Raw genomic sequence first — 13,781 nt, forward strand, 5'->3', positions numbered from 1 at the left:
ATGGCAAACGCTTCCGTTCCCGCTCAGGCCGAGATCGATATCGCGGTGGTGGGCGCCGGCATCATCGGCGTCGCCTGCGCCCTGCAACTGGCCCGAAAGGGCAGGCGTGTCCTGGTCATCGATCCGCAAGGGCCGGGGCAGGGCGCCTCGTTCGGCAATGCCGGGCACCTGGCCACCGAGCAGGTCTTTCCCATCGCCGACCTGTCGATCCTCAAACGACTGCCGGCGATGCTCATGGACCCCATGGGCCCGCTGCGTCTGGACTGGAAGTACCTGCCGTTCGCCTTGCCCTGGTTCACGCGCCTGCTGCTCAACCTGCGGCCGGCACCCTTCCAGCGCACAGTCGCCGGCCTGCGCGGGCTTAACGAAGCCAGCCTGGGTGCCTGGCAACGGCTGCTGGCGGCCATCGACTGCCCGGGTCTGCTGAAGGAGGACGGGTCCCTGCTGATGTACGAGCGCCCCGAATCCCGCCAGGCGCTCGAAGCGCTACAGGCCCGCATGGCCGGGCAGGGCGTGCCGGTGGATTTCTGGGAGTCTGGCGCCGTGCGGGACGCCGCGCCCCATTTGAATGAGCGGATACGCGGCGGGTTGTTCTTCCCCCGTACCGGGCACTTCATCGACCCGTTCCGTGTGGTCTGCGAACTGGCCACTGCCGCCGAGAGGGCGGGGGTTCGTTTCCTCCGTCAGCGCATGCTCGGTGGGCGGTTGACCGACGATGGCGTCGCGCTGAGCACGGGGGAGGGCAGCGTACGGGCCCGTCAGGTCTTGATTGCCTGCGGCGCCCATTCGGCCGGTCTTACCTCCGGGTTGACCGGCAGGCGGGTACCGCTGGATACCGAGCGGGGCTATCACCTGATGTTGCCCCAGGAGCACGGGCGACTGCCGTTCGCCGTCACCTCGTTCGAGCGCAAGTTCATCATGTCGCCCATGGCCGACGGCCTGCGTCTGGCCGGCACCGTTGAGTTCGCCGGCTTGGCGCGATCACCGAACATGGAACGCGCCTGGCAGTTGCTCCGCCTCGGCAAAGGTCTGTTCAGCCGTGAACTGAATGCCGAAGGGGCAACCCCCTGGATGGGATTCCGGCCATCCCTGCCGGACTCGCTGCCCATCATCGACCGGGTGTGCGAGGGGCGGGTGCTGCTCGCTTTCGGCCACCAGCACCTGGGGCTGACTCAGGCAGCGATCACCGCCGAGCACATCGCCGGGCTGGCGGGGCTGCCGGCAACGGCGGGCGCGTCGCACGGTGTGCCGGACCTGGCTCCTTTCCGGCTGGATCGATTCTGAGCGGAGGTCGCCGTGGCGGCGTCAGCTGGCTGGCGGCGCCAGCGGCTGGCCGCGGTCGATCTTGCAGCTGAGGATGATCGAGGTGGTGGTCTTCTCCACCCCGTCCACGCTGCCGATCAGGTCCAGCAACTCGTCGAGGCGCTCGGGGGAGTCGGCGCGCAGCCAGGCGACGTAGTCGAACTCGCCGCTCACCGCGCAGAGCACCTGTACTTCCGCCATGCCGGTCAGGCGCCGCAGCACGTCCTTGCCGCTGCGCGGTTTCACCGTGATCCCCACGTAGGCCTGCAGGCCGCCATCGGCGACGCGCCGGCCCAGGCGCACGCCATAGCCAGTGATGACCTGTGCCTTCTCCAGCCGTGCCAGGCGTGAGGTCACCGTGGTGCGCGCGATGCCCAGGCGCCGGGCCAGCGTGGCCACGCTCTCGCGGGCGTTGATCTGCAGGGCGGCGATCAGCTGGCGGTCGATTTCATCGAGTGGCAGGTCGGACATGGATTGGCTCGGTGCGATTGGCTGCGTAGAGGTTAGCGGGTGCGCAAGGCTACCTGAAGCCGATGGACCGCGCCCATTGGTCGGCGTCGCTGTCGCGCTGGCCGGAGCCGAACCAGACTGAACTCCACATGGTCGGAGACACGTCGGCCCCATCCACTTCCTTCGAGAGCCTCACCTCCATGATCTCCTTCGCCCCTTGCCGCTGGACCCTGCTCGCCTCGCTCATCTGCGCGCCCGCCTTCGCCGAAACCGTGGTGCCGCTGCAGGGCCAGACCCAGCAACAGATCCAACAGGACATCGCCAACTGCCAGGCCCAGGCCGGCAGCACCACGAGTACCACCACCTCCAACCCGAGCGGCGGCCGTGTCCGCGGAGCCGCCACCGGCGCCATAGCGGGTGCCGCCGTCGGGCAGGCGCGCAGCAACGACTACGACCGGATCGATGACGACCTGCAGCAGGAGTACCGGCAGGAAAAGGCCAAGGACGCCGCAGTAGCCGGGATGGTGGTCGGCGGCTCGCGTCAGCGCCAGGAGCGCCGGCAAGACCGTCGCACCAACCAGCAGGCCAGCAGCACAGCCTCATCGGCCTACATGAGTTGCCTGCAGCAGCGTGGTTACCAGGTCAATCCCTAGGCAGTTCCCGCAGCCTGCTGCTCCAGATGCGCCTGCAGCTCAGGGTCGAGCCTGAGCTGATAGGCCAGTTCGTCCAGGTAGGTGCGTTCGGCGGCTTGCTGGTCGTCCACCAGCATCACGCTCGCCAGATACATCTCGGCAGCCATGCCCGGATCGCGGGCTGACTGCGCCACGTCGGCAGCGTCCAGCGGCCGGCGTACCTCTTCGTCCAGCCATTCCTGCAATTGCGGGTCGTCGGTGTGCCGGGAGATCTCGGTGTAGATGGCCTGCTTTTCCTGTTCGTCGATACGTCCGTCCGCCTTGGCGGCGGCTATCAGCGCGCGGAGGATGGCCAGGCTGTGGTCATCGGCCTCGGCGCCAGACAGCTGGTCCACAGTGCGCAGGGCCTGTTGCGGCGCGGACGCCTGCTGGCTCTGCCAGGCCTGGTACGCCTGGAAGGCCATCATGCCGAGGGAGGCGAGGGCGGCGTAGTTCATCCCGCCGGAGCGACCGCCACTGCCCATCGAGCTGCGATCGGTGGAGCCGCCCCACGGGCCTCCGCCGAGGACTTCGCCGAATAGGCCGCCCAGCCCGGCATTGGGGCCGCCACCGCCACCCATGAGCCCACCCAGCAGACCGCCGAGCCCACCCAGCGGATCTTGCGACGCCACGCCGGCGCCACCGCGTTGCGCCGTCGAAGCCTGTCCGGCCCGCAGCAATTGTTCGAGCAGATCACTGGTGTTCATGGCCGCATCCTCGCCTGGTGGCCGTTTCCGGTCAGGGAACGATAGACCTGGCCAGCTAGGCGGGTATGACCGTCGGGCGGCGTGGATTGTTACGCGCCACGGAAAAGCGCTTTCAGCAAAGCCGTCTTTTTCACGCGCCGTGAGTGGAGTCGAATTGGCACATCGGCCGAGAACGCATCGCCAGGCGATGCCAGGGCCTTCCAAGGCAAACCAGGAGTTCCATCATGAACCGCGCAATCTCTACCAGTACCAGCCTGCTGCTCGCCCTTCTGGCCAGCGGCAGCGTCTTCGCCGCCGAGTCCGCCGACGCCGTGCCCTACAGCTACGGCATGCCGCTGGACGTCGCCCGCGTCATCTCCATCGACGAACCGAACTCGCTGACCTGCGAAACCATCCAGGCGAAGATGACCTACGTCGATTCCCAGGGTGAAGAGAAGTCCGTGACCTACCTGAAAGAGTCCAGCGCCTGCGCCAATAGCTGATGCCAGGTCCTGAATTGGCAGCACTGCGTCCTGCATAGCGATTGAAATCGCCCCTACAGAGAAGCGAGCAGAACTGCGCTGTGGGTGAGCCGAGAGTCACCCCTCTCCATTTCAGGGAGAGGGGCTGGGGGTGAGGGGGGCCGGCCAGCTCCGAGCTACCCCCTTGGCGAATGAATTCGCCCCTACAGAGATGTGAGCAGGATTGCGCTGTAGGTGAGTCGGAAGTCACCCCACCATCTCCGCCACGAACGCCTCGAACGACGTCGCCGTGGTGTTCTCCGGTCGCCGGCCCTCCAGGGACTTCACCGCCCGTTCATTGATGCCGCGAGCCAGCTCGGCATAGAGCCCGGCCAGGTTGGTGGAGAAGCCGGCCTCCTGCAGCATTCCCGCCATCTCGTCATAGGGCACCTGCACATAGGGCAGGCCCGGCCGACCCAGCTGTTGGCCGAGGATGCGCGTGCATTCGCCGTAACTGATATCCCGCTGCCCCAGCAGCTCGCGCACTTGCACGCCATGCCAGTCGCGGGCGAGCAGGGCGTCGATGGCGGCGTCGGCGATGTCCTTGGCGGCGATCATCGGCACCGGCACGTCCGCTTCCATGCCATCGGCCACCAGACCGTGTTGCTCAATCACGTAGAGCATCGGCAGCAGGTTCTCCATGAATGCACCGGCCCGCAGGATCAGCACGTCCACACCCGTCAGCTCGCGCAGCCGCAGTTCCTGCTCGTGCATGCTGGCGATGGGGCCGTTGCCCGAGGCCAGATCGGCGCCGACGCTGGAGAGTGCCACCACCTTGCGCACATCGCTGGCGCGGACGGCCTGGACTATGGCCTCGCCCACCGCCGCCTGCTGTGCCAGGTAGTCGCTTACCGTCGGGTCGTAGGGCAGCAGCGTGTAAATCGCCTTCGCGCCGCGAAAGGCTTCGGTCAAGTAGGCGGCATCGCTGGGTTCTCCCGCCATCACCTCGGCGCCGGCCTTCTGCAGATCGGCCAGGCGTTCAGCGGAACGTCCCAGCGCGCGTACAGATTCACCAGCCTTCAACAGTTGCTCGACGATTCGTTTACCGGTGTGCCCGGTGGCGCCCATTACTGTGATCATCTCGTCCTCCTGGTCGCGCTTGTCTGTCCGGCACATGCCTGCGCGCTTGGGTCCAGTTTTGTCTGGAAGCTATGGACGAACAATGATTGGAAGTCGACAGTTCATGATCAATCGTCCAGGCTTTCTGGACGATCAGTGCTCATGCCGCGAGGTGCGCAACGTGGACCCGAACAACGCCTGGCTTTCCCGCGACCCACTTGGCGAAGCGCTGCACCTGCTGCGCATGAGCGGCACCCTCTATTGCGCCTCGGAATTCACCGCGCCCTGGGGCCTGGGCCTGCCGCCGATGGAAGACTGCCTGATGTTCCATGTGGTGACCGCCGGCGAGTGCTGGCTGGAGGTGGGCGGGCACGAACCCCTGTTGCTGCGCGGCGGCGACCTCGCGCTGGTGCCCCATGGTCACGGACACAACCTGCTGAGTGCCAAGGAGGTAACGGCAGTGCCGCTGTTCGATCTGCCGCGGGAATGCCTCAGCGAGCGCTACGAGATCATCCGCCATGGCGGCGGAGGCGCGCCGGTGAGCCTGGTGTGCGGCGCGGTGCGCTTCGACCACCCGGTGGCGCGGCAATTGGTGCGCCTATTGCCGCCGGTGCTGCACGTGGAAGCGGCCAGCGCCGAGCATGCCGACTGGCTGCAGGGCACCCTGCGCTTCATGCGCGACGAAGCGCGCGCCATGCGCCCTGGCGGCGAAACGGTGGTGACGCGCCTGGCGGACATCCTGGTGATCCAGGCCATCCGCGCCTGGATCGAACGCGACCCGGCTGCCCAGACCGGCTGGCTCGGCGCCCTGCAGGACCGCCAGATCGGCCGCGCCATCGGCCTGATCCACCGCGACCCTGCGCAGGACTGGAGCCTGGTGTCCCTGGCCAAGGCCGCCGCGATGTCCCGCTCGGCCTTCGCGGCGCGCTTTACCGCGCTGGTGGGGGAGCCGGCCATGCAGTACCTGACCCGCTGGCGCATGAACCTGGCGCTGGGCTGGCTACAGGAAGGGGAGGTGGCCATCGCGACCCTGGCAGAGCGCCTCGGTTATCAGTCCGAAGCCGCCTTCAGCCGGGCCTTCAAGCGATGCCACGGCGTGGCGCCGGGGGCTGTCCGCCGCGAGGCACGATCCCCGGCTGGAAATTTTTAATAGCAAACAGAATTATTTACATTTGATTTACAAATGCTAATTGCTACCATTTGTTCTTTTCATGAGAACAAGGAACTCGTGGTGGCGAAGAAGCGTATTGCCCCGGCATCTCTGCCGATGTTGGGCCTGCTGGCAATTCCCGTTGTTCAGGCTGAAACCAAGGAAGCACTGGCCATTCCGGCCACTTCGGTAACCAGTGCCTACGAGCAACAGAGCTACAAGGCCACCGAGAGCCGTAGCGCCCTGAAGATCGACGCGCCGCTGCGCGATATCCCCCAGACCGTCAACGTCGTGCCCGAGAGCGTGATCAAGGACAAGGGTGCCCAGTCCCTGGAAGACGTGCTGAAGAACGTCCCCGGCGTCGGTCTCTCCAACGGCGACGGCCAGCGCGACCAGGTCACCATTCGCGGCTTCAGCGCCATCGGCGACATGTTCATCGATGGCATGCGTGACGACGCCCTCTACTTCCGCGACCTCTCCAACATCGAGCGCGTTGAAGTGATCAAGGGCCCGGCTGCCGTGCTCTATGGCCGTGGCTCTTCCGGCGGCCTGATCAACAGCGTGAGCAAGAAGCCGGGCTTCGATCCCAAGCAGGAAGTCGGTGTCACCTTCGACAGCGAAGGCAAGCGCCGCACCCAGTTCGACACCGGCTGGGCCGACCAGCAACAGCGCGACAAGGCTTTCCGCATCACCGGCGCCTATGAAGACAGCGACACCTTCCGCGACGACGGCTACATCGACCGCAAGGCCATCGCGCCTTCGGCCTACTTCAGGCTGTCCGACGATCTGGAGCTGAACCTCGGCGCCACCTACCTCTATGACAAGCGCCTGATCGATTTCGGTATCCCGGGGCAGCTCGCTGCCTACCAACCGGCGGCGGCCAGTCTGCCGGCATCGGCGGTTGGCAATCGCCCGGTGAACGTCGACCGCGACAAGCGCTTCGGCTCCGGCGACCCGGACCAGGACTATGCGCGCAGCGAGGTGTTCTCCTTCACCGCCAGCGTGGACTACCGGATCAACGACGACCTGACCCTGACCAACGCCACCCGCTACTACCACTACGACCTGGATCGCAATAACACGCTTGCCGACAGCAGCGCGAATCGCTTCGTCACCGCGCCCAACGGGGAGCTGCTGGTCAAGCTGAACCGCGGCAACGTCGCCCGCGACGAGTACGGTGTGTTCAACCAGACCGACCTGAAGCAGCAACTCCAACTGGCCGGCATGCAGCACAGCCTGCTCTATGGCGTGGAAGTGGGTTACCAGGACAAGTCCCAGCGGACGTTCAACCAGAACAACGTGGCCCAGGTGCCGGTATTCCGCGATGCCCTGGTGCCGGTACCGGAGCACGCCAACACCCTGTCCGCCAAGGGCACCAACTACCAGGAAACCGCCGGTTTCTACGTGCAGGACATGATCGAGCTGACTTCCCAGTGGAAGGCACTGCTCGGCGTGCGTTACGACATCTTCGGCCAGGAGTTCGACGACAAGCGCGTGCAGAACGTCGACCTCGACCGTACCGACAAGACCTGGAGCCCGCGCGCTGGCCTGGTGTATCAGCCGGACCAGATCCAGTCCTACTACGTCTCCGTGAGCCGCAGCTACCAACCCTCGGCCGAAGTCTTCCAGCTGAGTCCCGCGAACGAGAACCTGGAACCGGAAGAAACCACCAACTACGAGGTGGGCGCCAAGTGGGATCTGCTGGACAACCGCCTCTCGGTGACCGCGGCGGTGTTCCGTCTGGAACGCACCAACATGAAGACCACCGACCCGACGAATCCCGCTCTCACCATCCTCGCTGGCGAGCAGCGTACCGACGGTTTCGAGGCCACCTTCAGCGGCCAGATCACCGACAAGTGGAACGTGTACGGTGGCTACGCCTACCTGGACGCGGAAATCACCAAGTCCAACAGCAAGACCAACGGCGTAGCCAACGAAGGCCAGACCCCCACCCTGACACCGCGCAACAGCGCCAACCTCTGGGTGGTCCGTTCACTGACCCCGGAATGGCGTATCGGCGCGGGCGCCAACTATGTGGACGACCAGTTCACTTCCCTCGACAACAACGTCGTGATGCCCGGCTACACCACCTACGACGCGGCGCTTTTCTACAACGTGCCGCAATGGGACATGGCCCTGCGTCTGAAAAACGTCTTCGACAAGGACTACTACGCCTCGGCCCACGGCTCGGTTGACCTGATCACCCCCGGTGCCCCCCGCACCCTGGAGCTCAGCGCCAACTACCGGTTCTGATCGACGTGCAAGAAAAAGCCCGGCCAATGCCGGGCTTTTTCGTTTATCAGGCAGCGAACTGTTGGGCTTCGCTGCGCTCTGCCCAACCTACAAGAGCCGGTTCGGTGCCGTAGGTTGTGGCTGAGCTACGCGAAGCCCAACGCTCCCGCCTGGCTCTAGCCGGGCGTTTTTGTTTTTTAGGCAGCGAATTGTTGGGCTTCGCTGCGCTCTGCCCAACCTACAAGAACCGGTTCGGTGCCGTAGGTTGTGGCTGAGCTATGCGAAGCCCAACGTTCCCGGCAAGCGGGCAAGCGCTCAATTCGCCTGCAACTTCTTCAGCGCCTCGCAGCTCGGCGCGTACTGCTTGTCGCAGGCACTCTGAAACAGCGCGCGGGCCTGGTAGGGATCGCGCTTCAGGCCTTCAGCGCCCTGGGCGTACATGCTGCCGAGCACGTGCTGGGCCATGGCGTTGCCGGCGGCGGAAGCCTGGTTGAGGTACTTGTGCATGGCGCGCTGGTCGGCGAAGGCGGGGTCGGCACGGCCGGTGTAGAGAAAGGCCAGGCTGAAGGCCGATTGCGAATGCCCCTTGTCGGCGGCCTGCTTCCACCAGTACTCGGCCTGCTTGAGGTCTTTCTGCGGCTTGCCGACGAAGTAGAGGCTGCCGAGTTGGTACTGGCTGTCGAGGTCGCCACGCATGGCCTGCTGGCGAATGCGCTCGAACTCGGCGGCCTGCTGGTCTTGCGGTGCGGTAGCCGGAGCCTGGGGCTGGCCAGCGGGCGGTGTGGTGGGTTGCTGTTGCGGTTGCTGCGGTTGCTGAACGCAGGCCCCGAGCAGGGCCAGCGCGGCGATGCAAAAGAGGCGCGGCAGGGCGCGTTGGGTGGACATGGGCGGAGTTCTCCCTGGCAGATCAGGGAGGAGGGTAGTTGCATCCGCCAACCCCGTCACCCGGCAGGTGGATGGCGCACGGCCGTACGCAGTGGAGGTAGCCGGTAAGTAGGGTGGATGTCGCTTTTGACATCCACCATTTCCGTCACTCGACTCATGCAGCAATCCCGGCTATCAAGGTCGGGATATTTGCTGAGAGATCACGAATGAAAACCACCCTGGACGAACTCCAAGCCTTCACCGCCGTGGTCGATACCGGCTCCATTACCGCCGCCGCCGAGCAGCTGGCGCAGACTGCATCCGGCGTCAGCCGCGCGCTCAGCCGCCTGGAAGACAAGCTCGATGTCACCCTGCTGCGGCGCACCACCCGCCGACTGGAACTGACCGAGGAGGGCGAGGTGTTCCTGGGCCAGGCGCGACGCATCCTCGCCCAGGTCGAAGAAGCGGAAGAGCAGATGACCCTGCGTCGACAGAAACCAGCCGGCCGCCTGCGGGTCAATGCCGCTTCGCCCTTCATGCTGCATGTGCTGGTGCCATTGGTGGCGGGCTTTCGTGAGCGCTTTCCGGAAATCGAACTGGAACTGCACAGCAGCGACCAGATCATTGACCTGATCGAACACCGCACCGACGTTGCCATTCGCATTGGCAATCTGCGTGACTCCACATTGCACGCCCGCCCGCTGGGTAGCAGTCGAATCCGCGTGCTGGCGAGTCCGACCTACCTGAAGGCCCATGGCACGCCGAAGAAGGTTGAAGACTTGCAACGCCACGGTCTGATTGGCTTCACCCAGCCGGAAAGCCTGAACCTCTGGCCCCTGCGCCATACCTTGGGTGACAGCCTGCAGATCGAGCCGGTGATCAAGGCATCCAGCGGCGAAACCTTGCGCCAGCTGGCCCTGGCGGATGCCGGTATCGTCTGCCTGTCCGATTTCATGACCCAGGCTGACCGCGCTGCCGGAAACCTGGTGCAGGTACTCGCCGCCGACACCCTGGAAGTGCGTCAACCGATCCATGCCGTCTACTACCGCAACACGGCCTTGGCCTCGCGTATCAGCTGCTTTCTCGACTATGTGAGCGAATGGCTTGGCAGGGAGGCTTGGGTGAAGCGGAGTTGAGCTTGCGTCTTCGAAATTAACTAGGGCGTTCCTGGGCGCTGCGTGCTCACGGCCAGTGCGCTAAAGCTTCACCGTCTGTCCGTTATTTCATTCATGCTGCAAATCAAAACCCTCGTCTAGGCCTTGATTCTTCTTGGCTTAAGCGAGGGTTGATTTTTTTGTGTTTTTTATTTCGAACAAACATCTTGGCCTTGTGAATATCTTTGTGTAGATTTTCATGAAATTCTTAAAACAAAAATTCACGAGGCACCCATGTTCAAGCAGTCCGCCCAGCATGTCGGCACCTACTACGCCCAGACCTACCCCGGCAGCATTCCCCTGCGTCCGATCCAGTCCGGTAGCGAAGAAACCGATGTCCTGATCATCGGTGCCGGTTTCAGCGGCCTGCACACCGCTTTGCGTCTGGCTGAGGCCGGAAAGCGTGTGACCCTGCTGGAAGCCAGTCGCGTGGCCTGGGCCGCCTCCGGGCGCAATGGCGGGCAGGCGCTGCTGGGTTGGTCTTGCGATATGCCGCCGCTGGAGAAGGCGCTGGGGCTGGAACGCACCCGCCGGCTGTGGGACAGCATGCGCTGGGCCGCCGATGAGATGCGCGAGCTGCCCGGCCGCCACGGCTTCGATGTGGACTACCGCGTCGGCAGCCTGTGGACCGCCGTCATGGAGCGCCGGGTGAAGCTCCTCGAAGAAGCCCAGGAAGATGCGATCCACAAATGGGGCTACGACAGGATGCGCCTGATCCGCCGCGACGAACTCGCCGAGTGGATCGACAGCCCGCGTTACCAGGCAGCGCTGTACGACCCGGAAGCCGCCCACCTCAACCCGCTCAAGCTGGCCCAGGGCCTGGCTGCGGCCATCGAAGCCCGTGGCGGACGCATCTACGAACAGAGCCAGGTGCTCGAATACCGTGAAACGCCTTCCGGCTATGTGGCCCGCACCGCCCAGGGCGAAGTGCGCGGCAGCATCCTGGTGATGGCCTGCAACGCCTACGTCGACCGCCTCGACCAGCAGCTCTCCAGCCGCTTGCTGCCAGTGGGTTCCTACCAGGTGGCCACCGCGCCGCTGGACCCGGAGCTCGCGCAGTCGCTGCTGCCGAAGAACAGCTGCGTGATCGATAACCAGTTCGTGCCCGATTACTTCCGCCTCACCCCGGACCACCGTCTGCTGTTCGGCGGCGGCTGCACCTACCTCGGCGGCCTGCCCAAGGATGTACCAGCGGCCACGCGTCCGTATCTGGAACGCGTATTCCCGCAGCTCAAGGGCGTGGAGATCGAGTTCGGCTGGGGCGGCCATATCGACGTCAGCATGAAGCGCACCCCGGACATCGGCCGCGAAGGCTCGCGCTATTGGCTGCAGGGCTTCTCCGGTCACGGAATCCTGCCCACCCTGGCCGGCGCCAAGGCGGTGAGCGATGCGATCCTCGGCAATGACGACCTGCTCGACCTCTACCGGGCCATCGGCAACCCGCGTTTCCCGGGCGGCTCGCTGCTGGCGGCGCCACTGGAAGCGGCCGGCAAGGCCTATTACCGCTTGAGGGATGTGATTTAAGGTCGCGCCTTTCGAGTCCGGCAGCCGGAGTTCCCATATGGACAAGCAAGACGAAATCGAAGGCCTCGCGATCCTTATCCGCGACCTGCGCAAGCACAAGAACGTGACCCTGGGTGACCTCGCCACGCGCATCGACCGCTCGGTGGGCTTCCTCTCCCAGGTGGAGCGCGGGCTGTCCCGCCCGACCGTGGCCGACCTCACCGCCATCAGCGAAGCCCTCGGCGTGCCCACCACCTACTTCTACAGCCTGGAAAAGCCCCGCCAGCTGCCCTGGGTGACCCGCCCCGGCGACCGCCGCACCCTCTACTACGCCAGCGGCATCACCGACGTGCTGGTCTCGCCCAACATGTCGGCGGGTTTCTCCATGCTGGAGAGCCTTCTCGACCCTGGCGCCACCAGCGGCGAAGGGCACCTGGACGACAGCTCGGAGCAGGGCGGCTTCGTCCTCGAAGGCGAGTTGACGGTCTGGTACGGCGACGACGCCGCGCCGGTAACGCTTTACCCCAACGACAGCTTCCAGCTGCCGCCACACGCCCAGTTCCGCTACGCCAATCTTTCCGACAAACCGACGCGAGTCTTGTGGGTCTTCACCTGAAACCCCAGCTCGCAGGACCGCAGTGATGACAACAACAAACCAGTACCCCGACCTGCTCAGCGAAGTACGTGCCTTCCGTGGCAAGTACCCGGAAATCCGCTACGTCGACCTGATCTGCCTGGATATCCCCGGCCACTTCTACGGCAAGCGTTATCCCATCGAGATGGTGGAAAAGGTGGCTGCTGGCAGCCCGCTGAAAGTGCCGCAGAACTGCGTCCTGCTGGGCACCCAGGGCGGGCTCTATCCCATTGGCGATTACTGCTTCGCCGACGGCGACCCGGATGCACCGCGCCGCCTGGTGCCGGGCACCCTGGTACCGGTGCGTTGGGAGAAGGAGCCCCTGGGGCAGATGCTCATCACCTCCGACGGGACCGAAGCCCCCATCGAGTTCGAGCCCCGCGAGGTGCTGGCGCAGGTCATCAAGCGTCTGGAAAAACGTGGCATCCATCCGGTGGTGGCCTTCGAACTGGAGTTCTACCTGTTCGACCGCAAGCTCAAGGAAGGCCTGCCGCAATTCCCCCGCGACCCTCTCTGCGAGGACGAGGACGACCAGCCGAACATGCATATCGAGCGCCTGTCGCGCTTCTCCAGCGTGTTGCATGAGATGGTCGAGGCCGCCAACGAGCAGGGTGTCGCCGCCAACGTCATCACCGCTGAACTCGGCCCGGGTCAGTTCGAAATCAACTTCGGCCACTGCGACGACGGCCTCAAGGCCGCCGACTGGGCCGCCCTGTTCTGCCGCAGCACCCGCGGCGTAGCGATGAAGCACGGCCATCGCGCCAGCTTCATGAGCAAGCCCTACCTGAACGCGCCGGGCAGCGGCATGCACGTGCATGTCAGCCTCTACGACCGCGACGGCAACAACCTGCTGGCCGCCGACGACCAGCGCCCGCTGCGCCACGCCGTAGCCGGCTGCCTCGACCTGCTGCCCCACTGCATGCCGATCTTCGCCGCCAACCACAACGCGTTCCGCCGCTATGGCGCGATGGTCAACGCCGCCAGCCGCGCGAGCTGGGGCTTCGAGGACCGCGATGCGTGCATCCGCATCCCCGAATCCGATGGCCGAAACCTGCGCCTCGAACACCGCCTGGCCGGCGCCGACGCCAACCCCTACCTGGTGCTGGCTGCGATCCTCAGCGGAATGGAACACGGCCTGGACGCTGCCCGCGAACCCATCCCGCCGCTCAACGAAGACCGCGAAAGCGGCATCGACTTCCCCAAGGACATGCTCACCGCCGTGACCGCCATGCGCAGACACCCCGTGGTGAATGAAGGCCTGGGCAGCGAGTTCGTGATGGTCTATTGCGAGAACAAGCGGCAGGAGTTTCTCGACTTCATGAACGAAGTGAGCGCGCGGGAATATCGTTGGTACATGTAACCCCGGAGTCTCCGTAGGTTGGGCAGAGCGCAGCGAAGCCCAACATTCGAAGCATCATGCGAGCACCTCGTTGGGCTTCGCATAGCTCAGCCCAACCTACCCGCTCGGCGAATGAAATCGCCCCCACAGAACAGCAGGCAGTCCTGCGTCAGAGGTGAGCCCAGAGTCACTCCTCTCCTCTTCAGGGAGAGGGGC

At 65.0% G+C, this 13,781-nt stretch carries 13 protein-coding genes; 9 read left to right on the plus strand and 4 right to left on the minus strand.

Annotation, left to right across the window (positions count from 1 at the left end):
- Nucleotides 1–1,284 carry an FAD-dependent oxidoreductase gene (locus E8F06_RS07555; RefSeq protein WP_280365768.1) on the plus strand — a complete coding sequence of 428 codons (1,284 nt, stop codon included), beginning with the start codon at nucleotides 1–3 and terminating at the stop codon, nucleotides 1,282–1,284.
- 21 nt (nucleotides 1,285–1,305) lie between these two features.
- Here E8F06_RS07555 and E8F06_RS07560 read toward each other — a convergent pair whose 3' ends face one another.
- Complete coding sequence (locus E8F06_RS07560) at nucleotides 1,306–1,773, minus strand: Lrp/AsnC family transcriptional regulator (RefSeq protein ID WP_280365769.1); 468 nt, start codon at nucleotides 1,771–1,773, stop codon at nucleotides 1,306–1,308.
- A gap of 179 nt (nucleotides 1,774–1,952) precedes the next feature.
- On the opposite strand from E8F06_RS07560, the gene E8F06_RS07565 reads away from it, so the two are divergent.
- The gene (locus E8F06_RS07565; RefSeq protein ID WP_280365906.1) at nucleotides 1,953–2,405 is read left to right on the plus strand and encodes a YMGG-like glycine zipper-containing protein; all 453 of its coding nucleotides are present in this window, start codon (nucleotides 1,953–1,955) and stop codon (nucleotides 2,403–2,405) included.
- On the opposite strand, the gene E8F06_RS07570 is transcribed toward E8F06_RS07565, so the two are convergent.
- A complete protein-coding gene (locus E8F06_RS07570; RefSeq protein WP_280365770.1) occupies nucleotides 2,402–3,130 on the minus strand; it encodes a tellurite resistance TerB family protein in 729 nt (242 codons plus the stop codon). The two genes, E8F06_RS07565 and E8F06_RS07570, sit on opposite strands and share 4 nt — an antisense overlap.
- A gap of 224 nt (nucleotides 3,131–3,354) precedes the next feature.
- Between E8F06_RS07570 and E8F06_RS07575 the strand changes: the two genes are divergently transcribed.
- Entirely contained in the window at nucleotides 3,355–3,612 is a 258-nt protein-coding gene (locus tag E8F06_RS07575) for a DUF2790 domain-containing protein (protein WP_280365771.1), read from the plus strand.
- 225 nt (nucleotides 3,613–3,837) lie between these two features.
- Here the strand turns inward: E8F06_RS07575 and E8F06_RS07580 are convergent, their stop codons facing one another.
- Nucleotides 3,838–4,710 (minus strand): NmrA family NAD(P)-binding protein, encoded by an 873-nt coding sequence (locus E8F06_RS07580; RefSeq protein ID WP_280365772.1) that lies wholly within the window; start codon nucleotides 4,708–4,710, stop codon nucleotides 3,838–3,840.
- A gap of 103 nt (nucleotides 4,711–4,813) precedes the next feature.
- On the opposite strand from E8F06_RS07580, the gene E8F06_RS07585 reads away from it, so the two are divergent.
- Entirely contained in the window at nucleotides 4,814–5,839 is a 1,026-nt protein-coding gene (locus E8F06_RS07585; protein ID WP_280365773.1) for an AraC family transcriptional regulator, read from the plus strand.
- An 81-nt stretch (nucleotides 5,840–5,920) separates the two neighbouring features.
- The gene (locus tag E8F06_RS07590) at nucleotides 5,921–8,092 is read left to right on the plus strand and encodes a TonB-dependent siderophore receptor (RefSeq protein ID WP_280365774.1); all 2,172 of its coding nucleotides are present in this window, start codon (nucleotides 5,921–5,923) and stop codon (nucleotides 8,090–8,092) included.
- Between the two features lie 294 nt (nucleotides 8,093–8,386).
- On the opposite strand, the gene E8F06_RS07595 is transcribed toward E8F06_RS07590, so the two are convergent.
- Nucleotides 8,387–8,956, minus strand: a complete 570-nt coding sequence (locus E8F06_RS07595) for a sel1 repeat family protein (protein ID WP_280365775.1) — start codon at nucleotides 8,954–8,956, stop codon at nucleotides 8,387–8,389.
- 206 nt (nucleotides 8,957–9,162) lie between these two features.
- On the opposite strand from E8F06_RS07595, the gene E8F06_RS07600 reads away from it, so the two are divergent.
- From E8F06_RS07600 to E8F06_RS07615, 4 genes are all read left to right on the plus strand, one after another.
- On the plus strand, nucleotides 9,163–10,071 hold the full coding sequence (locus E8F06_RS07600; RefSeq protein ID WP_280365776.1) for a LysR family transcriptional regulator: 909 nt from the start codon (nucleotides 9,163–9,165) through the stop codon (nucleotides 10,069–10,071).
- A gap of 252 nt (nucleotides 10,072–10,323) precedes the next feature.
- Nucleotides 10,324–11,613, plus strand: a complete 1,290-nt coding sequence (locus E8F06_RS07605) for an FAD-binding oxidoreductase (RefSeq protein WP_280365778.1) — start codon at nucleotides 10,324–10,326, stop codon at nucleotides 11,611–11,613.
- A 37-nt stretch (nucleotides 11,614–11,650) separates the two neighbouring features.
- Nucleotides 11,651–12,208 carry an XRE family transcriptional regulator gene (locus tag E8F06_RS07610; protein WP_280365780.1) on the plus strand — a complete coding sequence of 186 codons (558 nt, stop codon included), beginning with the start codon at nucleotides 11,651–11,653 and terminating at the stop codon, nucleotides 12,206–12,208.
- 25 nt (nucleotides 12,209–12,233) lie between these two features.
- Nucleotides 12,234–13,586 (plus strand): glutamine synthetase family protein, encoded by a 1,353-nt coding sequence (locus E8F06_RS07615; RefSeq protein ID WP_280365781.1) that lies wholly within the window; start codon nucleotides 12,234–12,236, stop codon nucleotides 13,584–13,586.
- Nucleotides 13,587–13,781: the final 195 nt, after the last annotated feature.

It is taken from the genome of Pseudomonas sp. BN411 (genome assembly GCF_029871235.1).
Lineage (GTDB): Bacteria > Pseudomonadota > Gammaproteobacteria > Pseudomonadales > Pseudomonadaceae > Metapseudomonas.